General features: G+C 69.9%; 25 protein-coding genes. 16 read left to right on the top strand and 9 right to left on the bottom strand.

All coding sequences use genetic code 11. The features are described from left to right. Positions 1-185: 185 nt before the first annotated feature. Positions 186-617: an RrF2 family transcriptional regulator gene (locus tag KUG39_RS00480; protein ID WP_216912019.1), complete on the bottom strand. Its 432-nt coding sequence runs from the start codon at positions 615-617 to the stop codon at positions 186-188. A gap of 207 nt (positions 618-824) precedes the next feature. Here KUG39_RS00480 and KUG39_RS00475 point away from each other — a divergent pair, with 207 nt between their 5' ends. The 3 genes from KUG39_RS00475 to KUG39_RS00465 all read left to right on the top strand — a co-directional run bounded on the left by KUG39_RS00475 (position 825) and on the right by KUG39_RS00465 (position 3,897). Continuing rightward, positions 825-1,841 carry a sulfate ABC transporter substrate-binding protein gene (locus KUG39_RS00475; RefSeq protein ID WP_106222530.1) on the top strand — a complete coding sequence of 339 codons (1,017 nt, stop codon included), beginning with the start codon at positions 825-827 and terminating at the stop codon, positions 1,839-1,841. Between the two features lie 134 nt (positions 1,842-1,975). Then, the gene (locus tag KUG39_RS00470; RefSeq protein ID WP_353617296.1) at positions 1,976-3,043 is read left to right on the top strand and encodes a sulfate ABC transporter substrate-binding protein; all 1,068 of its coding nucleotides are present in this window, start codon (positions 1,976-1,978) and stop codon (positions 3,041-3,043) included. A gap of 50 nt (positions 3,044-3,093) precedes the next feature. Further along, positions 3,094-3,897 carry a class II glutamine amidotransferase gene (locus KUG39_RS00465; protein WP_216912018.1) on the top strand — a complete coding sequence of 268 codons (804 nt, stop codon included), beginning with the start codon at positions 3,094-3,096 and terminating at the stop codon, positions 3,895-3,897. On the opposite strand, the gene KUG39_RS00460 is transcribed toward KUG39_RS00465, so the two are convergent. Beyond that, complete coding sequence (locus KUG39_RS00460) at positions 3,894-4,328, bottom strand: hypothetical protein (RefSeq protein ID WP_216918176.1); 435 nt, start codon at positions 4,326-4,328, stop codon at positions 3,894-3,896. The genes KUG39_RS00465 and KUG39_RS00460 overlap by 4 nt on opposite strands. Before the next feature lie 176 nt (positions 4,329-4,504). On the opposite strand from KUG39_RS00460, the gene KUG39_RS00455 reads away from it, so the two are divergent. Both KUG39_RS00455 and KUG39_RS00450 read left to right on the top strand, forming a co-directional pair. Continuing rightward, a complete protein-coding gene (locus KUG39_RS00455) occupies positions 4,505-4,960 on the top strand; it encodes a rhodanese-like domain-containing protein (RefSeq protein ID WP_216912015.1) in 456 nt (151 codons plus the stop codon). Between the two features lie 2 nt (positions 4,961-4,962). Continuing rightward, a complete protein-coding gene (locus tag KUG39_RS00450; RefSeq protein WP_216912013.1) occupies positions 4,963-6,012 on the top strand; it encodes a homoserine O-acetyltransferase family protein in 1,050 nt (349 codons plus the stop codon). On the opposite strand, the gene KUG39_RS00445 is transcribed toward KUG39_RS00450, so the two are convergent. Further along, positions 5,976-6,173 carry a hypothetical protein gene (locus tag KUG39_RS00445; protein WP_216912011.1) on the bottom strand — a complete coding sequence of 66 codons (198 nt, stop codon included), beginning with the start codon at positions 6,171-6,173 and terminating at the stop codon, positions 5,976-5,978. The two genes, KUG39_RS00450 and KUG39_RS00445, sit on opposite strands and share 37 nt — an antisense overlap. Before the next feature lie 539 nt (positions 6,174-6,712). Here KUG39_RS00445 and chrA point away from each other — a divergent pair. After that, positions 6,713-8,029, top strand: coding sequence for a chromate efflux transporter (gene chrA / locus KUG39_RS00440; protein WP_353617295.1), 1,317 nt, complete (start codon positions 6,713-6,715; stop codon positions 8,027-8,029). 9 nt (positions 8,030-8,038) lie between these two features. On the opposite strand, the gene KUG39_RS00435 is transcribed toward chrA, so the two are convergent. Then, a complete protein-coding gene (locus KUG39_RS00435) occupies positions 8,039-8,326 on the bottom strand; it encodes a hypothetical protein (protein ID WP_094583999.1) in 288 nt (95 codons plus the stop codon). Between the two features lie 47 nt (positions 8,327-8,373). Continuing rightward, positions 8,374-9,855: an FAD-linked oxidase C-terminal domain-containing protein gene (locus KUG39_RS00430; RefSeq protein ID WP_286192817.1), complete on the bottom strand. Its 1,482-nt coding sequence runs from the start codon at positions 9,853-9,855 to the stop codon at positions 8,374-8,376. A 145-nt stretch (positions 9,856-10,000) separates the two neighbouring features. On the opposite strand from KUG39_RS00430, the gene hemL reads away from it, so the two are divergent. From hemL to KUG39_RS00380, 10 genes are all read left to right on the top strand, one after another. Beyond that, positions 10,001-11,329, top strand: coding sequence for a glutamate-1-semialdehyde 2,1-aminomutase (hemL, locus tag KUG39_RS00425; protein WP_254949112.1), 1,329 nt, complete (start codon positions 10,001-10,003; stop codon positions 11,327-11,329). Then, positions 11,326-12,522 (top strand): ABC transporter substrate-binding protein, encoded by a 1,197-nt coding sequence (locus KUG39_RS00420; RefSeq protein WP_216912007.1) that lies wholly within the window; start codon positions 11,326-11,328, stop codon positions 12,520-12,522. Before hemL ends, KUG39_RS00420 begins: the two co-directional genes overlap by 4 nt. Positions 12,523-12,529: 7 nt before the next feature. Then, on the top strand, positions 12,530-13,459 hold the full coding sequence (locus KUG39_RS00415) for a branched-chain amino acid ABC transporter permease (protein WP_094583995.1): 930 nt from the start codon (positions 12,530-12,532) through the stop codon (positions 13,457-13,459). A gap of 5 nt (positions 13,460-13,464) precedes the next feature. Then, on the top strand, positions 13,465-14,376 hold the full coding sequence (locus tag KUG39_RS00410) for a branched-chain amino acid ABC transporter permease (protein ID WP_094583994.1): 912 nt from the start codon (positions 13,465-13,467) through the stop codon (positions 14,374-14,376). Continuing rightward, on the top strand, positions 14,373-15,212 hold the full coding sequence (locus KUG39_RS00405; RefSeq protein WP_216912005.1) for an ABC transporter ATP-binding protein: 840 nt from the start codon (positions 14,373-14,375) through the stop codon (positions 15,210-15,212). Before KUG39_RS00410 ends, KUG39_RS00405 begins: the two co-directional genes overlap by 4 nt. Beyond that, positions 15,209-15,928: an ABC transporter ATP-binding protein gene (locus tag KUG39_RS00400; protein WP_216912003.1), complete on the top strand. Its 720-nt coding sequence runs from the start codon at positions 15,209-15,211 to the stop codon at positions 15,926-15,928. Before KUG39_RS00405 ends, KUG39_RS00400 begins: the two co-directional genes overlap by 4 nt. A gap of 2 nt (positions 15,929-15,930) precedes the next feature. Beyond that, on the top strand, positions 15,931-16,827 hold the full coding sequence (locus KUG39_RS00395; RefSeq protein WP_190612092.1) for an ion transporter: 897 nt from the start codon (positions 15,931-15,933) through the stop codon (positions 16,825-16,827). A 309-nt stretch (positions 16,828-17,136) separates the two neighbouring features. Then, on the top strand, positions 17,137-17,454 hold the full coding sequence (locus KUG39_RS00390) for a hypothetical protein (RefSeq protein ID WP_094583991.1): 318 nt from the start codon (positions 17,137-17,139) through the stop codon (positions 17,452-17,454). 349 nt (positions 17,455-17,803) lie between these two features. Beyond that, the gene (locus KUG39_RS00385; protein ID WP_216912001.1) at positions 17,804-21,157 is read left to right on the top strand and encodes an autotransporter family protein; all 3,354 of its coding nucleotides are present in this window, start codon (positions 17,804-17,806) and stop codon (positions 21,155-21,157) included. Between the two features lie 69 nt (positions 21,158-21,226). Further along, positions 21,227-21,874 (top strand): 3'-5' exonuclease, encoded by a 648-nt coding sequence (locus tag KUG39_RS00380; RefSeq protein WP_286192811.1) that lies wholly within the window; start codon positions 21,227-21,229, stop codon positions 21,872-21,874. On the opposite strand, the gene KUG39_RS00375 is transcribed toward KUG39_RS00380, so the two are convergent. The 4 genes from KUG39_RS00375 to KUG39_RS00360 are packed head-to-tail and all read right to left on the bottom strand — an operon-like array spanning position 21,838 to position 25,617. Continuing rightward, positions 21,838-22,695, bottom strand: coding sequence for a metal ABC transporter permease (locus tag KUG39_RS00375; protein ID WP_216911999.1), 858 nt, complete (start codon positions 22,693-22,695; stop codon positions 21,838-21,840). The genes KUG39_RS00380 and KUG39_RS00375 overlap by 37 nt on opposite strands. After that, positions 22,692-23,480: a metal ABC transporter ATP-binding protein gene (locus tag KUG39_RS00370; RefSeq protein WP_216911997.1), complete on the bottom strand. Its 789-nt coding sequence runs from the start codon at positions 23,478-23,480 to the stop codon at positions 22,692-22,694. Before KUG39_RS00370 ends, KUG39_RS00375 begins: the two co-directional genes overlap by 4 nt. Then, positions 23,480-24,475: a metal ABC transporter solute-binding protein, Zn/Mn family gene (locus tag KUG39_RS00365; protein WP_216911995.1), complete on the bottom strand. Its 996-nt coding sequence runs from the start codon at positions 24,473-24,475 to the stop codon at positions 23,480-23,482. The genes KUG39_RS00370 and KUG39_RS00365 overlap by 1 nt, the downstream gene beginning before the upstream one ends. Beyond that, positions 24,472-25,617: a WD40 repeat domain-containing protein gene (locus KUG39_RS00360; RefSeq protein ID WP_216911993.1), complete on the bottom strand. Its 1,146-nt coding sequence runs from the start codon at positions 25,615-25,617 to the stop codon at positions 24,472-24,474. Before KUG39_RS00360 ends, KUG39_RS00365 begins: the two co-directional genes overlap by 4 nt. Between the last annotated feature and the right edge of the window lie 4 nt (positions 25,618-25,621).

The raw sequence follows: 25,621 nt of genomic DNA, 5'->3' as shown, positions 1-25,621 counted from the left end.
AACGCTTTGGGGGGGGGGGGTTCAGGGCAGAGCGGACGGCCAGCCTTCGGCTGGCGACAGGCATTCGCCGACAACAGCACATGGGGAGCCTGCGGGGACCCCAGAACCATACCTCACATTCCCCATCGGCAATGTGGTCTATTTAACGGTCCGGCGCGGTCCGACCGGAGTCAGGGCCGGTCCGCTCAGATGAAGTACATCGCCTGGGCCTGGGCCAGGTGATCCCGCTGGTCCAGCAGGTCCTGCAGGGTGGTGCCCGAGAGGATGGCGCGACGCGCCTCTTCGAGCCGTTCCTCCAGCCGGCCCAGCACCTCGAATTCCGGGGTGGCGCTCTCGCCGCCGGCGCGGGGCGAGACATCCCCCTCCAGACAACTGACGATGTCATCGACACGGATCTCGGCCGGCGGCCGGGCCAGCTGGTAGCCCCCCTTCGGCCCGCGGATGCTGCGCAGGATCTGGCCCCGGCGCAGGCTGGCGAGCATCTGCTCCAGGTAGCGGTCAGGGATGCCCTGGCGCTGGGCGATCTCCGCCACCTGCAGCACGCCGCCGCGGGAATGGATGGCGGCCAGCTCCATGAGCGAGACGAGGCCGTATCCGGTTTTCGCGCTGAAGGCCAAGGGAATCCACGGTTGTCTTACGGGGATTGTGGCAGCCACCACCCCCGGACCAGCCAACGGCCAGGCACCGGGGGGATGTCATCCGCCCTACATCGCCGCGGCGGCGCTACGGATAGGTTTCACCAGTTCACCCATCGGACAACCGTGCTTCATCCCTTCTCCTCGCCGGTCCCGCCAGCCGCTCGCCGCCCCTGGCATCCCGGCCTGGTGGCCGCCCCCCTGGCCGTCGCCGTCGCCCTGGGGGGTTCCGGCACCCTGCTGCCCCTGAACGCCCAGGCCCAGCAACCGGCGCCACGGCAGGAACTGCTGCTCGTGTCCTATGCCGTCACCAAGGCGGCCTACGACAAGATCATTCCCCGGTTCACGGCCGACTGGAAGAAGCGGACCGGCCAGACCGTCGTCGTCCGCACCAGCTACGGCGGCTCCGGCTCCCAGACCCGGGCGGTGATTGACGGCCTGGCGGCGGATGTGGTGGGCCTGGCCCTGACGGCCGACACCCTGAAGCTCGAGGAGGCGGGCCTGATCCGTCCCGGCTGGGAGAAGGAGAACCCCAACAACAGCATCATCACCAACTCGGTGGTCGCCTTCTTCGTGCGTCCCGGCAACCCGAAGAAGATCCGCACCTGGAACGATCTCGACAACAAGAACGTGGAGGTGATCACCGCCAATCCCAAAACCTCCGGCGGCGCCCGCTGGAACTTCCTGGGCCTGTGGGGTTCGGTGACGGAGACCGGCGGCAATGAGGCCAAGGCCCGCGCCTTCGTGACCAACGTGTACCGCAACGTGGACACCCTGCCCAAGGATGCACGCGAGGCGACCGACGTGTTCGTCAAACGCAACCAGGGTGATGTGCTGCTGAACTATGAGAACGAGGCGATCCTGGCCAGGAAGAGCGGCACCTGGAAAACCCCCTACATCGTGCCCACCACCAACATCCTGATCGAGGGGCCGATCGCCGTGGTCGACAGGAACGTGGACCGCAAGGGAACCCGCCGGGTGGCCGAGGCTTTCGCCAGGTACCTGTACAGCGAACCGGCCCAGCGGGCCTTTGCCGAGGAGGGATTCCGACCCGTCAACGCCAAGGTGAAGGCCGAGACGAGATCCCGATTCGCTCCGGTCTCGAAGCTGTTCACCGCCCGGGACTTCGGCGGCTGGGACACCATCAACAAGCGCTTCTTCGGCAAGGGAGGGCTCTGGGATTCGATCTTCTCGAAGTCCCGCTGAGCCAGCAGCAGGCCCCCTGAGCGGGGGAGCCGCAGACCAGAGGGGGAGGGAGGGGGCCGGCCACGGGCAAAGGGGGACTGGATAGCCGATCGGGATACCGGTGTATGCTCTGCCGGATTGTCGATCAGTGAACCGTGGTTTCCCCCTTCGCCCGCTCCGCCGCCCCCCTCGCCATCACCGGCCTCCTGCTGGGGGGCCTGACCCTGACCAGCTGCAGCCCCCGGCCCGAGGGTGGCGGCGGTGCCGGTGCCGATGCCGATGCCGGCGGCGCTCCCCAGGAGCTGCTGCTGGTGAGCTACGCCGTGACCAAGGGGGCCTACGACCGGATCCTGCCCAAGTTCGAAGCCGACTGGAAGGCCAGAACCGGCCAGGCCATCAACGTCAAGACCAGCTACGGCGGCTCCGGCTCCCAGACCCGGGCGATCATCGACGGGCTCGATGCCGACGTGGCCACCCTCGCCCTGGCCGGTGACGTGCTCAAGCTCCAGGAAGCGGGCCTGGTGCAGCCGGGCTGGGAAAAGGACCTGCCCGGCGGCGCGATCATCACCCATTCGGTGGTGGCCTTCATCACCCGCGACGGCAACCCCAAAGGGGTCCGGACCTGGGCCGACCTGGCCAAGCCCGACGTCACCGTGGTGACGGCCAATCCCAAGACCTCCGGTGGTGCCCGCTGGAACTTCCTGGGGCTATGGGGCTCGATCAGCCAGACCGGCGGCAGCGAGGCCCAGGCCAAGGCCTACGTCAGTTCGGTCTACCGCAACGTGGAGAACCTGCCCAAGGACGCCCGCGAAGCCAGTGACGTGTTCCTCAAACGCGGCCAGGGCGACGTGCTGCTGAACTACGAGAACGAGGCGATCCTCGCCAAGCGCAGCGGCGACCTCAAAGCCCCCTTCATCGTGCCCGAGGTCAACATCCGCATCGAGGGCCCGGTGACCGTCATCGACCGCAACGTGGATCGCAAGGGCACCCGCAAGGCCGCCGAGGCCCTGGCCACCTATCTCCAAAGCGAGCCGGCCCAGGAGATCTTCGCCGAGGAGGGCTTCCGTCCGGTCAGCCCCGGGGTCTGGAGCCGGGTGAAGGGCCGCTTCGCGCCGGTGAAGCAGCTGTTCTCGGCCGGCGACTTCGGCGGCTGGAAGCAGATCAATGACACCTTCTTCGGCAAGGACGGGGTCTGGGACCAGCTGTTCAGCAGCTCCCGCTGATCCACAGTCGCCGGGACGGGGACAATGGGGGCCTCGGTGGACCTCGGGTGATGTGTGAACTGCTGGCCCTCAGCGCCAACACCCCCACCGACATGCGCTTCTCCTTCCATGGCCTCACCCGCCGGGGGGGCGCCACCGGCTGCCACGGGGATGGCTGGGGGGTGGCCAGCTTCGACCCCGATGGCCGCGGGGTGCATCTGTACCGGGAGGACGCCCCGGCCGCCTTCTCGCCGATCGCCGCCCAGGTGGCCAGCCTGGATCTGCGCTCCCACTGCTCGATCGCCCACATCCGCAAGGCGACCCAGGGGGTGGTGGCCCTGGAGAACTGCCACCCCTTCCACCGGCGCTGGCAAGGGCGGGAATGGGTGTTCGCCCACAACGGCAACCTGCTGGGGCCTCTGCCGCGGACGCAGCTGTTCGTTCCGGAGGGATCCACCGACAGCGAAGTGGCCTTCTGCTGGATCCTGGAGCAACTGAACGCCGCCGGTGCCGATCCGGCGGACCTGGACGCCATCTTCGGCACGCTGGTGCAGTGCTCCCGGCAGCTGGAACAGCAGGGCACCTTCAACTGTCTGATCAGCAACGGCAGCTGGCTGTTCGCCCACGCCAGCAGCCGCCTGCACCGCATCACCCGCCGGGCCCCGTTCGGCCGGGCCACCCTGGCCGATGACGACCTGAGCGTCGACTTCTCCGAGCTGGCCGGCGTCGACGACGTCGTGACGATCGTCAGCACCGAACCGCTGACCAGGGATGAGGAATGGCTGGCGCTTCAGGCCGGCGAGGCCGTCCTGCTGGTGGGGGGTGAAGTGGTGCGGCACCAGCCCCCTGGAGCGCCTGTCGCCCCCATCCCCTAAGCCAGGCAGAACACGTGGCGGTAACCCAGGTCGAGCAGGTCCTCCGCCAGCTGAACGGCTGACGCCTGCATCGAGCCGCCACTGCCCCGTCCGAGACAAAGCAGGGGCCAGGCCACGTCGGGCAGCAGGGCGCGGATCCGATCCGGCTCCATGTCCGCCTCCAGCTGGACGGCTCCCTGGAGGGGATCACTGAGCGGATGCTTTCGTTGCACCAGGGTGGCTCCCTCCCAGAGCAGACGGCGCACCTCCAGGGGCTGAAGATCCTGGCGCTTGGCGCGTGTGAGGTACTCCCGATCGCAGAGGGAGTCCTGACGCTCCCGGAACCCATCGTGGTCGTGGTGATAGCCCATGCAGAACGGAGGCAGAGTCCTTTTCGCCTGCAGCATGGCCTGCATCAGGGGAGCAGCCTGTGCGTTCAGGCCTTCGGCCATGTGTTCACAACCACGAAGGAGTGCGAGTAAGGGACTTCAGGAATCCTGCCGAACAGCAGGATCCTTTTTCATGGGTGGCGCCCTGGCGGAAAGCCTGTTTTCAACGGTTTGTTGCCCGGATTACCGTAGTTAAGACCTTCGGGCCTGAAGATTGGGGCACCGCAGCAAGGATCTCCATGGCAACCGCCCTCCAAAAAGCAGAATCCACAGGCCATTCCGGTGATCTCCTCTCCCCCCGGCAACTCCTGCGCCTGCTGGCCGGCTCAGGCCCCAACGGCCCGGATGCACCGGAAGTGATCATCGATCTTCGCCCCAGGAGCCGCTATCGCCACAGCCATGTTCCCGGGAGTCACAACATTCCCAGCGGCTGGCTGATCAGCGGCGAGCTCCCCGACGGTGACCTGATCCTGGTGGGCGACAGCACCCAGCATTCGGCATCGACGATCGACCATCTCCAGGCGCTGGGCCATGCCCGCCGCATCCGCCATCTCGCCGGCGGCTTCGGGGCCTGGCAACACCAGCACCTGCCCGTGACCGGACGGCAACGTCAGGGGTGGCCCCAGCTCTTCCGGGGGATCCCGGGGCTCCGCCCGAGCCGCCTGCTCCGCCCGGCCTCGCCGCAGGAGGCCTGACCTTGACGACCACCCGAACGACCCCTCGCGCCGTCCATCGGCAGGTCCTCGAGCTGTTCGGCGAGCAGCCGTTGCGGCTGGAATCCGGGGAGACCCTAGGGCCGATCACCATGGCCCATGAGAGCTGGGGGCGGCCCGATGCCGCCCGCAGCAACGGGGTGCTGCTCCTGCATGGATTCAGCGGCGACAGCCACGCCGCCGGTCCGGCGGGCCCCGGCCACCCCAGCCGTGGCTGGTGGGATGGGCTGATCGGCCCGGGCCGGGCGATCGACACCGACCGGTTCTTCGTGGTCTGCCCGAACGTGCTGGGGGGCTGCCAGGGCAGCACCGGCCCCGGCAGCCCGGCCCCCGACGGCAGGCCTTGGGGGAGTCGGTTCCCCGCCCTCACGATCCGCGATCAGGTGGAGGCGGAGGTGGCCTTCAGCGACAGGCTCCAGATCCGGCGGTGGCGGGCGGTGATCGGGGGCTCCATGGGCGGCATGCGCGCCATGGAATGGGCGATCGCCCATCCCGGGCGGCTGGAGCGGCTGGTGCTGCTGGCCACGACAGCCCGCTGCTCCGAGCGGACCAACGCCTGCCACCGCAGCCAGATCGACGCCATCCAGCGGGATCCGGCCTTCCTGGGCGGCGACTACTACGACCATCCCGGCGGCGGGCCCCGGACGGGACTGGCCCGGGCCCGGACCATCGCCCGGCTCACCTACGGGGGCATCGAGGAAGGAGGCGCCGAGAGCGGGGGCGTCGAGGAAGGTGGCGGGTTTGTGGAGCGCTTCGATGCCAACAGCTACCTCGTTCTCACCCAGGCCATGGCCGGCCATGACGTGGGCCGCGGGCGCGGCGGGGTGGCCGCGGCCCTGGCCCGGATCAGCGTCCCCGCCCTCGTGGTGTCGGTGAGCTCCGACCGGCTCTTCCCGCCCCACAGCCAGCGGGAGCTGGCCCGGGCGATCGGTGGGCCCGTCCGCTTCAGCGCGATCGACAGCCACCACGGCCACGACGGCTTCCTGACGGAACAGGATCAGCTGGCGTCGATCCTGCGCCAGTCGCTGGCCTGACGCCAGCGGGCCAGCGAGCGGGAGAGGGACGGCAGCGCCGGGTTTCCATCGGCCGAGCGCAGCAGGGCCAGGCCCAGGACAAGCAGTGGCACCCCGATCAGCAGTGGGGCCGTCAGCAGACCCAGGGCCAGCAGCAGGGTCGGGCCGAAGTTGTTGGGCACCGGAGGGAGGCTCTGGGGGTGAACGACAGGGGCCTCAGGAGAACCCTGTGAGAAGAATGACTGTGACACGAATTGTGATCAGCGACAACATCGTCCTACCGACAATCGACCGAGGGGAACGTCACTCGAACCACAGCGTGATGTGGGCCTGGATCATCGATCGAACAGCCAGCCGCAAAGCAGACAGAACGCCGCGATGAGGACGAACAACTGGGGGGAGAAGCCGATCACCTGGCCAACCAGCACACCCGCCAGCATCACCATCCAGGCCCGCCAGTTCGTCCACGGACTGAAGAAGGAGCCCCCACGGACTGGCTCGGCCGGCGGGTTCTGCAGCTTCCTTTCGCCAGTCTGTTCACCAGCCCTTACACCAGCCCTTTCGTCAGTCCTCTCGCTGGGACCATCGCTCCCTGCCATCGCCAAACCTTTCCCTCCATCCTGCTGCCCATCGATGGGCGGGATGTAAGTGGAAACACATCCGCTCAGTGACGCCGGGGATATCCCGCTGACTACGTTGTGAGCCTTCGCGGTGCCGATCGGTGCTGAAGGATCCGTTCAGCCTCGCCACCGCCGCCCGCTTCTGGCTGCGGCTGGGACTGGTCAGCTTCGGCGGGCCGGCCGGCCAGATCGCCCTGCTCCATGCCGAACTGGTGGAGCGCCGGCGCTGGCTGTCGGAGCGGCGCTTTCTGCACGCGCTGAACTACTGCATGCTGCTGCCGGGGCCGGAGGCCACCCAGCTGGCCACCTACCTGGGCTGGCTGATGCACGGTCTGGGCGGCGCCCTGATCGCCGGCGGCCTGTTCCTGCTGCCCTCGGTGGTGGTGCTGCTGAGCCTTTCGGCGATCTACGCCCTCTGGGGCCAGCTGCCTTTGCTGGCGGCGGTGTTCTGGGCCCTCAAGCCGGCGGTGCTCGGGATCGTCCTCCAGGCCGCCTGGCGGCTGGGGCGGCGCACGCTGCACAACCCCGCCCTGGTGCTGATCGCGGCGGCGGCCTGTCTGGCCCTGGCCGTGGGCCGGGTGCCCTACCCCGCCCTGATCATCGCCACGGCCCTGGTGGGTTGGATCGGCGGTCGGCTGCAGCCGGCCCTGTTCCGGGGCCGCTCACCCCATGCCCCCGGCGCGCTCGGGGACGCCACCCCACCGGAGGCTGCCCTCCACGGCGACGACACCCCCACCCCCACCCACGCCCGCTTCCACTGGCGCCGCCTCGCCCTCACGCTGCTCGGGGGCGGGGTGGCCCTCGGCCTGCCCCTGACCCTGCTGACGCTGGCGGGGGGCTGGGACGGCCAGCTGGCCACCATGGCCCGGTTCTTCACCAAGGTGGCCCTGGTCAGTTTCGGGGGCGCCTATGCGGTGCTCCCCTTTGTGGCCCAGGGGGCGGTGGACACCTACGGCTGGCTGGACGCCGCCCAGATGGTGGACGGCCTGGCCCTGGGCGAGACCACACCGGGGCCCCTGATCATGGTGGTGGCCTTCGTGGGCTTCATGGGCGGCTGGAACGGCAGCGGCACCCTGTCGGCCGGCGTGGCGGCCGCCCTGGTGGTGGTGTGGTTCACCTTTCTGCCCTCCTTCCTGTTCATCCTGGCCGGCGGCCCCCTGGTGGAGGCGAGCCGCGAGGACCTGCGCGTCGGCGCCCCCCTCACCGCCATCACCGCCGCCGTGGTGGGGGTGATCCTGAGCCTGGCGCTCTACCTGGCCGGACCGGCCCTGGCCCCCGGCGGCAGACTCGACGGCGGCGCCGTGCTGGTGCTGCTGGCGGCGGTGGTGCTGCTGGGCCGGGGACTGGGGGCCCTGCCCGTGATCGGCGCCGCCACCGCGGTGGGCCTGGGGCGCTGGTGGCTCAGTGGGGGCGGCTGAAGCCGGCGATCAGGGGATCATCCCGCAGACGAACAGCTTGTTCACCACCGGGCCGGCGACCTGGTCGATGAAGCCCTGACGCAGCTGGGGATCGTCGTTGAGCATGTCGAGCACGCGCTGCTCCTGGGACCCACGCCGCTCGCTGCGGGCGGCCCAGAGCTGCTCGCAGCTGGATTTCTGATAGCGCTCGATCACCTTCTTGGCCACCAGGTTGACGACCGGGGACTGGGCCTGGGCGGGGGTGGCAGCAGCCAGCACGGCCGCCACACCCAGGCTGGCTATCCGACGGATCTTCATGGATTGGGGGAGGCGGAGTGCCCTGCAACGTAGGTCCGCCGCCCCGCTCAGAAGACGTCGAGGGGCTCCAGGCTCGGCGACTCCACGCCACCGGCGGGGAGGGCATCGAGATGCACGGTGAGGGACGACGCCTGGCGCCGGGCCGATTCGCCGCAGCTGCGCGGGGTGGGGAAGATCTTGCCGGGGTTGGCCAGGCCCGCCGGGTCGAAGGCCTCGCGCACCAGGCGCATGGTGGCCAGGTCGTCGGGGGCGAACATCCAGTCGAGGTAGCAGCGCTTGTCGCTGCCCACCCCGTGCTCGCCGGTGATGCTGCCGCCCGCGTCGATGCAGAGGCGCAGGATGTCGGCCCCCAGTGCCTGCACCCGGTCGGTCACGCCGGGCTCATCGGCCCGGTACAGGATCAGGGGGTGGAGATTGCCGTCGCCGGCATGGAAGACGTTGGCCACCGGCAGGTCGTAGCGGCGGCTGAGCTCCTCGATCGCCGCCAGCACCCCGGGCAGGGCGCTGCGGGGCACGACGCCGTCCTGCACGTAATAGGTGGGGGTGATGCGGCCGACGGCGGCGAAGGCGGACTTGCGCCCCTTCCACAGCAGGGCGCGGTCGGCCTCGCTGGAGGCGCGCCGGATCGTGCGGGCCCCGGCCTGGCGGCAGAGCTCACCGGCGATCTCCACGGCGGCCGTCACCTCCCGCTCCTGGCCGTCCAGTTCGATCAGCAGCACGGCGGCCGCATCGCGGGGGTACTCATCGCGGCCGAACAGATCGTCGACGGCGTTGATCGTGAAGTTGTCCATGATCTCCATCCCGGCGGGCAGCACACCGGCCGCCGTCACCAGACGCACCGCCTCACCGGCGGCCTCCATGGCGGTGAAATCGGCCAGCAGCACCGCCACGCTCTGGGGCGCCCGCAGCAGCCGCAGGGTGATGGCGGTGGCGATGCCGAGGGTGCCCTCGCTGCCGATGAACACCCCGCGCAGGTCCAGCTCGGGGGTCTCGGCCAGGCCGCTGCCCAGGGTGGTGACCGTGCCGTCGGGGAGCACCACCTCCATCTCCAGCACGTGGTTGCTGGTGACGCCGTACTTGAGGCAGTGCACGCCGCCGGAGTTCTCGGCCACGTTGCCGCCGATCGAGCAGACCACCTGGCTGGAGGGATCCGGGGCGTAGTAGAACCCGTCGCCGGCCACCGCCCGGGTGACCCAGCCGTTGATCACCCCCGGCTGGACGGTGATGCGCCGGTTGGCCAGATCGATATCCAGGATCGAGCGCATGCGGGTGGTGGCGATCACCAGCGCTCCGTTCTCCGCCAGGGCGCCGCCCGAGAGGCCGGTGCCGCTGCCGCGGGCCAGGAAGGGCACGCCGCGGCGGTGGCAGAGCCGCAGGATGGCGGCCACCTGCTCGGTGGTTTCCGGAAGCACCACCAGCGGGGGCTGGGCCCGGTGCAGGGTGAGTCCGTCGCAGTCGTAGGCCAGCAGCTCCTGGGGCGCCGCCACCACGGCCCGCGCCGGCAGCAGGGCGCGGCAGTCACGCTCCATCGCGGCCCAGTCGATCGTCACGGAAGGGGTCCGGTGGGCCGGTGAAGGGGGTGCCATTGCTTCCGAACTTACCGACGCCCGGCACCCCGGCACCCTTCTGGGTCAGGATGGGAAACGAATGCGTCCACCTTCCGCGGATCCCGCCTTGAGTTCGGCCACCCCTTCAGCGCCCGCCTCGGCCCCTTCCCTCCTCACCACCCGATCCGAGGAGATCTTCGCCGCCGCCCAGACCCTGATGCCCGGGGGCGTCAGTTCCCCCGTGCGGGCCTTCAAGTCGGTGGGCGGCCAGCCGATCGTCTTCGACCGCGTCAAGGGGGCCTACGCCTGGGACGTCGACGGCAACCGCTACATCGACTACGTCGGCAGCTGGGGGCCCGCCATCTGCGGCCACAGCCACCCGGAGGTGATCGCCGCCCTCCACCAGGCCCTGGAGAAGGGCACCAGCTTCGGCGCCCCCTGCGTGCTCGAAAACGAGCTGGCCGAACTGGTCATCGCCGCCGTGCCGTCGGTGGAGATGGTGCGCTTCGTGAACTCCGGCACCGAGGCCTGCATGGCGGTGCTGCGGCTGATGCGCGCCTTCACCGGCCGGGAGAAGGTGATCAAGTTCGAGGGCTGCTACCACGGCCACGCCGACATGTTCCTGGTGAAGGCGGGCTCCGGGGTGGCCACCCTCGGCCTGCCCGACTCCCCCGGTGTGCCCCGCGCCGTCACCGCCGGCACCCTCACCGCCCCCTACAACTGCCTGGAGTCGGTCAAGCAGCTGTTCGCCAACAACCCCGGTGAGATCGCCGGGGTGATCCTGGAGCCGGTGGTGGGCAATGCGGGCTTCATCACCCCCGAGCCCGGCTTCCTCGAAGGCCTGCGCGAACTGACCAAGGAGAACGGCGCCCTGCTGGTGTTCGACGAAGTCATGACCGGCTTCCGCATCAGCTACGGCGGCGCCCAGGCCCGCTTCGGCGTCACCCCGGACCTCACCACCATGGGCAAGGTGATCGGCGGCGGCCTGCCGGTGGGGGCCTACGGCGGCCGGGCCGACATCATGGCGATGGTGGCCCCCGCCGGCCCCATGTATCAGGCGGGCACCCTGAGCGGCAATCCCCTGGCCATGACCGCCGGCATCAAGACCCTGCAGCTGCTCAGCCAGCCCGGCACCTACGAGCGGCTGGAGACGATCACCAAACGGCTCATCGACGGCATCCGCGCCGCCGCCGCCGAGGCGGGCATCCCCTTCTGCGGCGGCAGCATCAGCGCCATGTTCGGCTTCTTCCTCTGCGAGGGGCCGGTGCACAACTTCGAGCAGGCCAAGGCCGCCGACACGGTCCGCTTCGGCCGCCTCCACCGCGGCATGCTCGAGCGCGGCGTCTACCTGGCACCGAGCGCCTTCGAGGCCGGCTTCACCTCCCTGGCCCACAGCGACGCCGACATCGACGCCACCATCGACGCCTTCCGCGACGTCTTCCTGTCGCTGGCGTGAGCGTCGGTCGTCTCCTGGGGGTCGGCACCGGGCTGCTGACCCTGACCCTGCTGGCGGGCTGCGCCGCTGACCCCGGCAGCAAGCGCGTCGACGTGGCCGGCGGCGTGCCGGTGGGGGCGGTGCTGGCCCTGACGGGCAACGCCAACGTCTACGGCCAGGACCAGAAGATCGGCCTGGAGCTGGCGCTGCAGCACCGCAACGGTGCCGGCGGCATCAACGGCAACCCCCTGAAGCTGGCGCTGGAGGACAGCGGCAGCGACGAACCGGGGGCCAACGCAGCCTTCACCCTGCAGATCAACCGGGGCGTGCTGGCCCTGATCGGCCCCACCCTCTCCCAGCAGGCCTTCTCCGCCGACCCGATCGCCCAGCGCCGCGGCGTGCCGGTGGTGGCCCCCTCCAACACCGCCACCGGCATCCCGGAGATCGGTTTCTTCATCAGCCGGGTCTCGGCCCAGAGCTCGGTGATCGCACCCCTGGCCATCGAGCGGGCCCTGAAGATCAAGCCGGGCCTGAAGCGGGCGGCGGTGTTCTACGCCCAGGACGACGCCTACAGCACCGCCGAGACCACCATCTTCCAGAAGGCCCTCAAGGACAAGGGCCTCGATCCGGTGACGGTGCAGCGCACCCAGCTCAACGACCAGGACTTCCAGAACCAGATCAGCGCGGCCCTGCGGGAGAAGCCCGACCTGATCGTGCTGTCGCTCCAGGCGGTGGACGGCGGCAACCTGATCCGCCAGCTGCGGGAGCTGGGTTACAAGGGCCTGATCGTGGCCGGCAACGGCATGAACACCCCCAACATCTATCCGATCTGCCAGAAGTACTGCGACGGTCTGCTGATCGCCCAGGCCTACAGCCCCGAACTCGACACCCCCGCCAACACGGCCTTCCTCAAGGCCTTCCAGGCGGCCAAGGGCGGCGCCATCCCGCCCCAGCTCACGGCCCAGGCCTACACGGCCCTGCAGGTGATCGGCGACGCCCTGGTGCGACTGGACAAACGCCAGCCCCTGAAAGGCGCCACCCTGACGGCGGCGCGCAAGGCCCTGATGGAGGAGATCCTGGCCGGCACCTACGCCACCCCCCTGGGGGAGATCCGCTTCACCCCGGAGGGTGAGGTGATCCAGAGCCAGTTCTTCGTGGCCCAGGTGCGCATGGATCCGGGCGGGCGCAGCGGTCGCTTCGCCCTGCTGAAGTGATCGCCGGGTGGACCTGCTCCAGATCCTGGTCAACGGTCTGTCGGTGGGGGCGGTCTACGGGCTGTTCGCCCTCGGCTACACCCTGGTGTTCTCGGTCCTGGGGGTGATCAACTTCGCCCATGGGGCGGTGTTCACCCTGGGGGCCTACTTCACCTACCTGCTGATCGGCGGCGCGGTGGGAGCCAACGGTCTGCTGGCCGGCTTCCAGCTGCCCTTCGCCCTGCCCTTCTGGGGCGCCCTGCCCCTGGCGGGGCTGGGGGCGGCCCTGGTGGCCCTGCTGGTGGAGCGGGTGGCCTTCCGCCCCCTGCGCCGCCGCCGGGCCGATCCGCTGCTGGCCCTGATCACCAGCTTGGGGGCCGGGGTGATCCTGGTGAACCTGATCCAGCTGCTGGTGGGGGCGGAGAGCTACGCCATCCCCACCGGCGCCCTCGGCGGCCTGCCGGCCTCCTTTCCCCTGCTGGGCGCCCGGGTGCGCACGGTCCAGGCCCTGCTGCTGGGGATCGCGGTGCTGCTGCTGGCCCTGCTCACCCTGTGGCTGGAGGGCAGCCGCAACGGCAAGGGGCTGCAGGCGGTGGCCGAGGACGCCGAAACCGCCCAGCTCCTCGGCATCGACAGCACAGCCATGGTGCGCCTGGCCTTCGGACTCAGCGGCTTCCTGGCCGGGGTGGCCGGCGGCCTGGTGGGGCTGAGCGTCAGCATCGCCGGGCCCTACTTCGGCATCGGCTACGGCCTCAAGGGGCTGGCGGTGCTGGTGCTGGGGGGGCTGGGCAGCGTGCCGGGGGCGGTGCTGGGCGGGCTGATCGTCGGGCTGGCGGAGGCGTTCGTCCCAGCTGACTGGTCGGGCTACAAGGATGCGGTCAGCTACGGATTCCTGTTCCTGGTGCTGCTGCTGCGGCCCCGGGGGCTGCTGGGCCGGCCGCTGCCCACCAAGGTGTGAGGGCCATGGACGCCGCCCTGCTCGAACAGATGCTGCTCGGCGCCCTGCTGGCGCTCTCGGTGTATCTGCCACTGCGCTGCGGACAGCTGTCGCTGGCCACCCCGGGCTTCTATGCGGTGGGGGGCTACGTGGCCGCCCTGCTCTCCACCGGCGTCCCCGCCTTCGCCGGCAGCGGCGCCACCTCACCGTTGCCGGCCCTGCTGGCGGAGATGGTGCTGGGCGGGGCCCTGGCGGGGCTGATCGCCCTGGCGATCGGCGGACCGGTGCTGCGCTTGCGGGGGATCTACCTGGCCATCGCCACCATCGCCCTGGTGGAGATCCTGCGGGTGCTCAACCTCAACCTGCCCTTCACCGGCGGCGCCATGGGCATCTTCGGCATCCCCCAGCCCTTCGCCCACGCCGAGGGCTACGTGCTGTTCACCCTGGCGCTGCTGGCCCTGGCCTGCTGGCTGTGCCAGCGGCTGGAGGCCCTGCGGCTGGGGAGGGCGATGGCCGCCATCCGCGACGACGAACTGGCGGCCGCCTGCGTGGGCATCGACACCCCCCGCACCAAGCTGATCGCCTTCGTGGCCAGCGCCGTGCTCGCCGGCGTCACCGGCGCCCTGGCGGCCCATTTCTTCAACTCCTGGAACGCCCGGGCCGGCAGCTTCGACGCCAGCATCACCACCCTGGCCTTCGTGGTGTTCGGCGGTTCCCGCCTGTGGCCTGGGCCGGTGCTGGGGGGGCTGGTGCTCACCGCCCTGCCGGAGTTGCTGCGGCCAGTGGGGGACCTGCGCCTGATCCTGTTCGGCGCGGTGATCCTGCTGGGTCCGCTGTTCTTCCCCCAGGGACTGGTGACGGCGGAGCGGCTGCACTGGCTGGCCGCCCGGCTGGGACGAGGGCGCCACCGCGGCCGTCAGGCTCCCCAGGCTCCATGAACCAGACCCCAGACAGCACCGGCCCCGTTCCCCTGCTGCAGGTGGAGGCGGTCAGCTGCCGCTTCGGTGGCCTGCTGGCCCTCGATCAGGTGAGCCTGGAGCTGGAGGAGGGGGAGATCTTCGGCCTGATCGGCCCCAACGGTGCCGGCAAGACCACCCTGTTCAACGTGATCTCCGGCCTAACCCCCCCCAGCGGCGGCCGCTGCCTGTGGCGGGGCGCGCCCACCGCGGGCCTGGGGGCCAGCGGCCTCAACCGCCTCGGCATCGCCCGCACCTTCCAGAACCTGCGCCTGTTCGAGAGTCTCTCGGTGCGGGAGAACGTGCTGGTGGGCCTGCACCACGCCGCCCGTGCCCCCCTGCTGGGGTCCCTGCTCGGCAGCGGCGCCTTCCGCCGGCAGCAGGGGCAGCTGCAGGAGCGGGCGATGGAGCTGCTGACCCTGCTGGAGCTGGAGGCCCTGGCGGAGCAGCGGGCCGGGGACCTGCCCTACGGCGACCGCCGCCGGCTGGAGATCGCCCGGGCCCTGGCGACGGCGCCGCGACTGCTGCTGCTGGATGAACCCGCCGCCGGCATGAACCCGGCCGAAAAGGACGACCTGCGGCGGCTGATTGGCACGATCCGCCAACACTTCACCCTGACGGTGCTGATCATCGAGCACCACGTGCCGCTGATGATGCAGCTCTGCGACCGGCTGGCGGTGCTCAACTTCGGAAGGCGCATCGCCCTGGGCAGCCCCGCCGCGGTGCGCACCGATCCACGGGTGATCGACGCCTATCTGGGCAGTTCGGGTGGCAGTTCGGGTGGCAGTTCGGGCGGTGCCGGCGGAGACGGCCGATGAGCGCGCCGCTGCTGGAGCTGCGTTGCCTCACCGTGCGCTACGGCGCCCTCACCGCCCTGCGGGGCCTCGATCTGCAGGTGCGGGAGGGGGAACTGGTGGCCCTGCTGGGGGCCAACGGCGCCGGCAAGAGCACCACCCTGCGGGCCATCTCCGGGCTGGTGGGCGCCGCCGCCGGCCAGGTGCTGTGGCGCGGCGCCGACCTGGCGGGGGTGAGCACCCACCGCACGGTGCGCCTCGGCATCGGCCACTGCCCGGAGGGCCGCCGGGTGCTGGCCCGCCAGACCGTGGCCACCAACCTGGAGCTGGGGGCCTGGCTGCGCCGCGACAGGGCCGGCATCGCCGCCGACCTGGAGCGCTGCTACGGCCTGTTCCCACGCCTGGCGGAACGGCGCCGCCAGCTGGCCGGCAACCTCTCGGGCGGCGAGCAGCAGATGCTGGCGATCGCCCGGGCCCTGATGGGCCGGCCCAGCCTGCTGCTGCTGGATGAGCCGAGCCTGGGCCTGGCACCGAAGCTGGTGGCCGAGGTGATGGCCGCCCTGGCGGCGCTGCACGCAGGCGGCCTGTCGATGCTGCTGGTGGAACAGAACGCCACCGCCGCCCTGGAGATCGCCGACCGCGGCGTGGTGCTGGAGGGCGGCGCCATCGGCCTGGAGGGCAGCGCCGACGCCCTGCTGGCCGATGCGGGGCTGCGGGCCTCCTACCTGGGGAGCGGCTGACGATGCTGCAGGTGCCGCTGCTGGAGCCCCTGCTGGTCCCGCTCCTGCTGGTCGGGCTGGTTGCCGTGGCCCTGGTCCTGGTGCGGGTGGTCGGGCGCCCCTGGCTGGAGCGCACCATCCTCGAGACGGACACCCCCTCCGGCAAGGCTTTCGACGCCGTGCTGATGCTGGCGATCGCCCTCAGCGTGCTGGCGGTGGTGCTGGAGAGCGATCCGCTGCTGCGGCAGCGCTGGGCCGGCGCCTTCCTGGGGCTGGAGTGGGGCTTCACCCTGCTGTTCAGCCTCGAGTACCTGCTGCGGCTGCGGCTGGTGGCCGAGCCGCGGCGCTACGCCACCAGCTTCTTCGGGCTGGTGGACCTGCTGGCGATCCTGCCCACCTACCTGGGGCTGCTGATCGGTGGCGGCCAGCTGTTCCTGGTGGTGCGGGTGCTGCGGCTGCTGCGGGTGTTCCGGGTGCTGAAGCTGGGGGCCTACCTGCAGGAGGCCGAACTCCTCTGGAGCGCCCTGATCGCCGCCCGCCGCAAGATCACCGTGTTCCTGCTGGCGATGGTGACGCTGGTGATCCTGATCGGCGCCTTCATGTACGTGATCGAGGCCGGCAACGACGGCTTCCGCAGCATCCCGGTGGCCATCTACTGGGCCTGCGTCACCATCACCACGGTGGGCTACGGCGACGTGGCCCCGGTGACGCCGCTGGGGCGCTTCATGGCCTCGGTGGTGATGCTGATCGGCTACAGCATCATCGCCGTGCCCACGGGCATCCTCAGCGCCGAGATCGGCCTGTCGGTGCTGCGGCCGCCGCAGGAGGACCAGACCAGCCCGGTGGTGTGCGGGACCTGCCTCAAGGGCGGGCATGACCCGGATGCGCGCCACTGCAAGTTCTGCGGCGCCGAACTCTGAGTGACGGGGGGTGATGGCGCCGTGATGGTGCCAGGCCATTGTTATGGTGTGATGTCGTGGTAAACGCCGCATTCCGTTGCCGTCCATCCATCCACCCCAGCTCACGCCAGCGGAAGGGCTGGCGTGAGCGATCATCCTTTCTCCCTGTGGCTGAAACGCCTGGGACATTCCCGGAACCAAGGCCGATCAAGCCAGCGCCCTGAGCCTCAACCGCGCCGGAACGACCGCAAGGCCCGGCGCCCGCGCAAAGGGAGCCCCCGAAGTCCGGGGACACCGCGATGGCGCCTGGCGGTGCTCGGCGCTTCGGGGTTGATCCTCGTTGTCACCATCGGACTGCTCGGCAAGCTGGCCTTCTCAAACGAACCCTCCCCCGAGCTGGCCATGAAGGACCGGCGGCCGGAGCAACAGGCGGATTGCGAGCAACTGGTGAAGAACAAGCTGCTGCATCCAGCCAGCTACAAACTGACCAGCCCGTTTACGAAAACCGGCGATGACGGCGCGCAGCGCACCTTCGCATGGACGTTCACCAGCCGGAGCAAGGATGGCGGGACGGGCAGGGGTTCCGCCGTCTGCAAAGCCAGCAACCACCTGCCGATCGCGACCATCGAAGTCCGGCAGGTCGAGTAGGCGGGGCGGATCGGCTTCCTGGAGCGGCTGAAGAGGCTGCTGGTGCCGCTGCTGCTGGTGCCGCTGCGGCGGGGCGGCCACCAGGCCAACGCCCGCCACGGAAAGCACTGCAGGGCCTCCCTGGGGCAAGCCCATCCAGAGACCGCCGCATCCGGAGCCCCGGGCCCGGCCATCACCGCCACCGGCTGCTGGAGCGCAGCTAACCACAACCTGCGTTTTCATTACATCTTGAGCAGCAAGAGATCAACAAAGATCACATCGAACAGGCGAGAGTTGTGGACAACTCGCACCCCGATACGATGCCGGAAGCGGCCATCGGCGGATGAAAAAAGCAGGGAATCAGAGACAGATGGCCAGCGTTCAGGATGAACAACTCGGTCAGCCCATCGGCCAACGCATCGGGCACCCCGGTGCCAGTCATGACAACCGGAAGGCTCCGGATCGACGGCGGGGCTGGCAGGCGCTGATCAAGGACACGGCCCCCGGCGCCCTGGCCCTGCTGGTGGCTTCGGCGTTCCTCAGTCCGGTCGAGCCTGCCGCTGCCGCGCCGCTGGAAGTGACGTTCAACGGCACGATCTACACCGTCGATCTCTCCCAGTGTTTCGCGCCTGGCAGGATCCTGGGCTGCAATGGAGCCACGGACTTTCGGCAGAGTTCCTGGTTCGGCAATTCTCAGCTGGCCCAGAGTCTTTCGGCAGCCACAGGAGACCAGCTGGGACTTCCCAATCCTGCCCTGGGAACTGGCCTGGGGCCCAATTTTGTCTGGCAGTCAGGAAGCCCTGCCCAGTTCAACGAAAGCGCGCTTCCTTTCGATGGATTTGTGTGGGATCCGGTCCTGAACATTTCCTATTCCAGAGGGGGAAGCTGGAACAGCCTCACCGGCGCGTCCACGTACAGCACCGTGTGGCTGGCCAAGGAAGTGGTGGCTCCGCGGCCCCTGGCCGGTCCCATCCTGCCGGGTAACAACGGCACCAGCGTCAACACCACCTCCAGCCTGCTCGCCGGCAGGCTTCTGCCCCAGTTCAAGGGCGGCACCCTGGCGGTGTCGGCCTCCGGCAGGACGGTGGCCAACAATTTCAGTCTGGATGACTCCAGCACCAATGCCATCGATGCCGCTGGCAACAACGCCACCTTCAGTGGTGTGTTCGCGGATCAGGCCGGCCTGCAGGGCAGCATCAACTTCAGAAACTCCGGTGCCAACGGAGCTGTTGTGCTTCTCAGCGGCCAAAGCACCTATCAGGGCCTCACGTCCATCTGGGACAACGCCACCGTGGACATCGGCATCACCAATGCCCTGCCCACCAGCACCGAGCTGATCCTCTTTGGCAATGGACGCCTCCGCCTCAGGGACAACAACCAGACCATTGAGGCCCTCGGTGGTGCCGGTGCCATCGAACTGGGAGCCGGCAACCTCACGCTGAACCTGAATGCCCCGTTCACGCGGAACTCCAGTGTGGACATCAGCGGCAGCGGCAACCTGATCAAGGACGGCAGCTACACCCAGGTGTTCAGTGGCGACTTGGGCCACACCGGACAGACGCTCATCAATGGAGGAAGCCTGATCCTCAACGGCACCAGCACCTCGGATGTGCTGATCCAACCCAATGCGCTGCTCGGAGGCAACGGCGTCATCAGCGCCAATGTCCTCAACTTCGGCACGGTGTCTCCGGGTCAGCAGAGCATCGGCACCCTGACCATCAACGGAGGCTCCTATCTCCAGGACACCTCCGCCACCCTGGCCATCGATGTGGCCGGATCCGGCCAGAGCGATCTGCTGCAACTGACGGGTTCTGGCACCGGGCAGTTTCTCCTTCTGGAGGGAAACCTGCGTCTGACGAGCTTTCAGGGAGCCCCCATCACCCCCGGGATGGTCTACACCGCCGTGACCGTTCCACTTGGCACGGTCGGCGGGGACCCGGGCCTTTTTGCCGATACCGGCGGCGTGGCGGGAACCAGCGGCTTCCGGTTCGTGCGTGATGAGGACGCGGCCTTCACCTTGCTCGCCAATGGCACGGCCGTCGCCGATCCCGACAAACTGCAATTCGGCTGGCTGCAGCTCAGCCCGACGGGCTCGGTGATCCCCACCAACACCCCGCCTGGAATCGCCACGATCGCTGCCGTGAAGCCGACGGGTGGCGCCCTGACCCTGGCCATCACCGGAACCATCCCCACCCTGCTGCAGCAGTGCACGGCGAACACCGGCAATGCCGCTGCCTGTCAATTCAACCTGACCGTGGGTGGTTCCTCAGGAGCCAACGGGCCCAATGGCAACAGCATCCCCACGGCCAAAGCCCTGGATGCCGGCATGTCTTCGGTGTACGCGGCCGCGAGCCAGGGCCTCCGGGGTGGTTTTGCCATCCCCACCATCAATGGCGGCTTCAGTGGCTACAGCAGCAACCAGGCCCTGGCGGCTGCTGTCACACCGGATTTCATCGCGGTCTATGGAGCCCTCTACAGCCTCCCCACCCGGGCCCAGCTGAACCAGGCCCTCCACTCCATCACCGCCGAGCCCTATGCCTCGATGCAGACGGTGGCCCTGGCGGCGCTGGAGCAGTTTCGCCGCCAGACCCTCTCCCTGGGCGACAGCAGCCAGGCCATCCGGCTGTTCACCGAAGCGGAGGTGTGCCGGGCCGCGGACGGCACCTTGATCCCCGCCGACCGCGATCCACGCCCCCTGGACTGCCAGCCCCTGAAGATCCCCCAGGCCAGCCGCTGGTCGCTGCTGATCGATGCCACCAATACCCAGGCGAGCATGACCGGCACCAACGATCTCTCCTCCCTCGACTACAACATCTTCCAGAGCAGCTACGGCCTCCAGTACGACGTCTCCAGGCAATGGAGCGTGGGAGCCAACTTCGGCTATGGCCAGGCGAATCTCTACAACATTCAGTATGCCAACGCCTCCATCAGCTCGGACACCTACAGCGGCAGCCTCTGGGGCCTCTATCGACCGTCCAGACCCTGGAAGATCAAGGGAATGGTCGGTTACACCAACTTCCAGTCCAGCGCCAACCGCAGCATCAACTTCGGCAGCCTTGACCGCATCGCCACCGCCAGCTTTGGCGGTACGGGCTTCACCACGGCCCTGCAGGCCGAATACGACTGGATCCTCTCGGCGGACAAGGCCGATCGCAACGCCGTCCGGCTCAGGCCCAACGCCACGGTGGCCTACAGCCGTTACAACCAGGCGGGCTTCTCCGAATCGGGCGCCCAGTCGCTCAACCTGAGCGTCGACGGTCACAGCGCTGATTCCCTCGTCTTCGGCATCGGCTTCACCCTGGAAACCCCCCTGCAGCTGAGCAGCAGCACCCGCCTGATCCCACGGCTCTCGCTGGGCTACGCGTATGACACCGACGCGGGCACCCATCCCGATCAGGAGCAGCAGCTGACGGCCTCCTTCGCGGAGGTCCCGGCCCTGGGGGCGATCGACGTGCAGGGCCAGAACCGCGGTGCCGACGACCTGACCGTCGGTCTGAACGTGGAACTGGAAACCTCCGACCAGTTCTCCCTCTACGCCGGGGTGGCCGGATCCTTCCGAAGCAACGTCAATGAGCTCAGCTACGGCTGCGGCCTGCGCTGGCGCTTCGGGGGGCCGCCCCGGGCTGCTGTCGCCAAGGGCGGGACCGTTGCCGCACCGGCCCCGGAAGCACCCGTGCCCATGCCCTCCGAACCCGTCACACCGACCATTCGCGGCCTCTGGTGAGCAGGATCGGGAGAACTCCGCCCGTCATGCCGATGGAGGACTCCAGCCGCAGCGAAGAACTCAGGGCCCTTGGCTGGCCGGAGCCGGAGGCGCCGCTACCGCCAGCTCTGGACCCACCGCAGCCGCTGGGGCGCCGCCAACCTGGACCGTGATGAGCGCCGGTTCCTGCGCCGGGGGGAGGACGCCCTGATGGCGGTCTGTCAGGACTGCTTCGTGGCGCTGGATTTCGAGACGGCCGATCAGGGCCGGGACAGCGCCTGCTCGATCGCCCTGGTGCGGGTGGAGGGACGCACCATCGTGCGCCGCGAGCACCACCTGATCCGGCCGCCGCGCCGGACGTTCCAGTTCACGTCCATCCACGGGATCAGCTGGTCGCAGGTGGCCGATGCGCCCAGCTTCGCCGAGCTCTGGCCCCAGCTGGCGGCCTGCCTGGATGGGGCGCAGTTCATCGCCGCCCACAACGCCAGCTTCGATGCCGGTGTGCTGCGGGCCTGCTGCGAGCAGGCCGGCCTGCGCCCCCCGGCCCAGCCCTTCGTCTGCACCGTGCAGGTGGCCAGGCAGGCCTGGAATCTGCGGCCCACCAAGCTGCCGGATGTGTGCCGGCATCTGGGGCTGCCGCTCCAGCACCACGATGCCCTCTCCGATGCCGAGGCCTGCGCCGGCATCGTGCTGGCGGCCGGTCAGGAGGTGACGGCCGGCTTGGCCCGCAGCCGCTGAGGCCGCCCCCTCAGGCTCCAGAGCAGGGCCAGCAGGAAGCCGAAGAACTGCACGATCACCACGCAGGGGCCCGACGGCAGGTTGGTGAGGCCCGAGCCGAGCAGTCCCAGCACCGCGCAGCCGCCGCCGATCACCGAAGAGAGCACCAGGTAGGTGCCGAAGCGCCGGCTCACCAGCCGGGAGGCACAGGCGGGGATCACCACGAAGGCGCTGATCAGCAGCACCCCCACCGCCTTGATCGACACCGCCACCACCACGGCGAGCAGCAGGATGAAGGCGATACGGTGCCACTGGCTGCCGACGCCGAAGGCCCCGGCCAGATCGGCATGCAGGGTGACCAGCACCTGGGCCCGCAGGCTCACCAGCAGGTAGGCCACCGCCGCCACCAGCAGAACCGCGATCAGGGCAAGGTCCAGCCAGGAGATGCCGAGGATGTCGCCGAACAGCAGTTGCTGGATGCCGCCCTTGTAGGTGGTCACCAGGCTGAGGGCCACCACGGCGAAGGCCAGGGAGGTGGAGTAGACGATGTTCAGCAGGGCATCGGTGGGGAGCTGGCTGCGCTGCACCAGCAGGTTCACCAGCAGGGCGAACAGCACCGCGAACGGGATCAGCACCAGGGTGGGGTTGAGCCCCAGCAGGATGCCCAGGCTGATGCCCAGCAGGGCGGAATGGCCCAGGGCATCGCTGAAGAAGGACAGCTGGCGCAGCACCGCGAAGCTGCCCAGCAGGCCGCCCAGGGCCCCGGTGAGCAGCCCGCCGACCAGGGCCCGCTGCATGAACGGCTGGCCGATCACGGCGCTGAACGGGGAGAACTCCGTCATCCGATCCGGGGACGGCCCATGGGTGCCTGGCGCCGGGGATGGCTGGGAAGGTCGGCCGGGTCGTAGAGGCGCTCCAGCTGGGCCCGGGACAGGGCCAGTTCGGGATGGCCGCTGCAGCGCAGCTGGCGGTTGAGGCACAGCACCTGGTCGCAGCTGCGCCGCACCATGTCCAGGTCGTGGGAGACCTGCAGGACGGTCCAGCCCTCACTGCGGCGCAGGTCGAACAGCAGGCTGTGGAACTGCTCGGTGGAGGAGGCGTCCAGGCCGGCCTGGGCCTCATCCAGCACCAGCAGGCGCCGTGGCCGCACAACGCAGAACGCCAGCAGCACCCGCTTCAGCTGCCCCCCCGAGAGCTCGCTCAGCAGGCGCTCGGCCAGGGGACCGCAGCCCGTCTTGGCCAGGGCGGAGTGCACGGCGGAGCGGCGCGCGCCGCCGCCGCTCCAGGGCAGACGCGGGCCAGGCGGATCCCAGCCGAAGCCGACGAACTCGGCCACGGTGAGGGGCAGGCGCCCCTGAAGCGGCAGGGCCTGGGGCAGGAAGGCCAGCTGGGAGCGGACCTGGGCCGGCAGCTGGCCGGCGGGGCCCAGCCGGTGGCCGAGGATCCGCACCTCCCCGGCCTGGCGGGGGATCAGGCCCAGAATCGCCCCCACCAGGGAACTCTTGCCGGCCCCGTTCGGCCCCACCAGGGCCGTGTCGCTCTCGGCCGCGAGCTGGAAGCTGACGTCGTCCACCGCCAGCACCCCATCGCGCAGCACCCGCAGGCCCTCGACCTCCAGCACGGCCATCAGCGGAAGGCGCTCACCAGATCGGTGACATTGCGGCGCATCACTTCGGCGTAGGTGGCCGCGTTGCGGGAGGACTCCTCGGTGCCGGTCTCCATCGGATCGAAGACGCTGATGCGGATCCCCAGATCCCCGGCCAGGGCGTTGAAGGAGCGGTTGCCTTCCTGGGGTTCACTGAGCAGGGCCCGCAGCTGGGTGCGCTTCACCGTCTCCGCCACCCGGGCCAGATCCGCCGGCGAGGGGTTCTGCTCCGGCACATCCACCAGGTAAGCGGCCTTGAGGCCGTAGCGGTCGGCGAAGTAGGGGGCGAAGTCGTGCAGGACCACGAAGGTCTTGCCCCGGAAGGGCGCCAGCTGCTTCTCGAATTCCGTGTTGAGCTGGCGCAGCTGGCCGCTGAAGGCGGCGGCGTTGCGGCGGTAGCCGTCGGCGCAGGCGGGATCGGCGGCGATCAGGCCGTCACGGATGTTGTCCACCTGCTGGGCGGCGCGCACCGGATCGAGCCAGATGTGGGGATTGATCGGGCCGTGGTCATGGCCGTGGCCGTGACCGTGGTCGTCGTGGCCGTGGTCGTCGTGGGCCTTGGCCTTGGCCTCACCGCTCGCCTCCGGGTTCTCCAGGGTGGCGATGCCACGGCTGGAGTCGATCACCTTCAGGTCGGGGTTCTCGGCCCCCTTGACCAGCTTGTCGAGGAAGGACTCCATCTCCAGACCGTTCTTGACCAGCACCTTGGCGTTCTTCAGGGCGGCCACATCCCCAGGCCTGGCCTGGAAATCGTGGGGGCCGCTGGCGGCTGGGATCAGGGCGGTCACCTCGGCGCAGTCGCCGGCCACGGCCCGGGTGAACAGGGTGATCGGCAGGAAGGTGGTCACCACCCGGGGGCGATCGGCCCGGCCGGCCTGGGCTTCCGGCGCCTGCACGGCGGAGCGGCAGCCCAGCAGCAGGGCGGACAGCCCCGCGGCCAGGGCCAGGACGGGACGACGGACGGGGGGCTGGGTCATGGGGCGAAACCTCCGGAACGGGGTGGGCGGGAAGGCTGGGGGCGGGAAGGCTGGGGGCGGGAAGGCTGGGGGCGAGAGCGGACGGATGGGGGCAGGCTGACGGGCCAGAGCCACCACTGCCCCTGGTCGCCGCCGGCGACGAGGTGGCGGCCATCGGGTCGCCAGCTGAGGCAGGTGATCCCCTGGCCGTCGCCCTCGAGCAGCTGCTGCAGGCGGCCGCGGCCATCCCAGAGCGCCACGGTGCCATCGCTGGAGGCGCTGGCCAGCAGGCTGCTGCCGGGGGCGAAGGCCACGGCGTTGACGCGACCCTCGTGCAGCACCAGGGGCTCGGGCTTCCAGCCCTTGGCGCCGCGGTCCTGCTGGCTCCAGAGCACGGCGATGTCGGTGGAGGCCACGGCCAGCAGGGGGGCCAGGCGCCCCGGCTGATCGCACCAGGCCAGGGAGCGCACCTTGCCAGGGAAGCCGCTGAACTGCCAGCCGCGGCCGGCCGCGCCGTCGGGCCAGAGCATCAGCGAGCCGTCGAGCTGGCCACTGGCCAGCAGGGTCCCCTGGTCGGACCAGCCCAGGGCCACGCCGGCCGAGCCGGTGGCGCAGCGCTGGGGCAGGTCGCCGGGATCGTCCGGCCGCCAGAGGAGCATCTCGCCGTGGCAGGCGGCCGCCAGCCGCTGGCCATCGCGGCTCCAGGCCACCGACAGCACCGTACGCTCCAGCTCCTGGCTCTCCTCCCGCAGCGCGCGGGCGTCCCCGTCCCAGAGCCTCAGCCGCCGGCCGGCCCCCAGCGCCAGCAGGGCGCCCTGGGGCCGCCAGGCGGCCGCATCCAGCCAGCCGGCCTGCAGCGGCACCGGATCGAAGGCCATCGGCCGCACCCCCGTGCCGCCCATCTCCCAGAGCAGCAACTCGCCGCTCTGGCCCGCCGCCATCAGAAAACGGCCGTCGGGACTGAAGCCGAGCACATCGAGGCTGCTGTCCCGCTCGCCGCGCAGCAGCTCCTCGCAGCCCGCCCGGAAATCAAGCAGCAGCAGCTCCCCACCGGCCGTGGCCATCGCCAGGAACTCGCCATCGGCCGACCAGGCCTGGGCGGTGATGGCGTTGCCGCAGGTGCCACAGAGACGTTCCTGCACCAGGGCCTGGGGGGGCGCCATGGCC

The sequence above is a fragment of the Synechococcus sp. CCAP 1479/10 genome, assembly GCF_019038515.1.
In the GTDB taxonomy this organism is placed as follows: Bacteria; Cyanobacteriota; Cyanobacteriia; order PCC-6307; family Cyanobiaceae; genus Cyanobium.
Note: the sequence above shows the minus strand (reverse complement) of the source record. Positions and strands in the feature narration are given on the sequence as shown.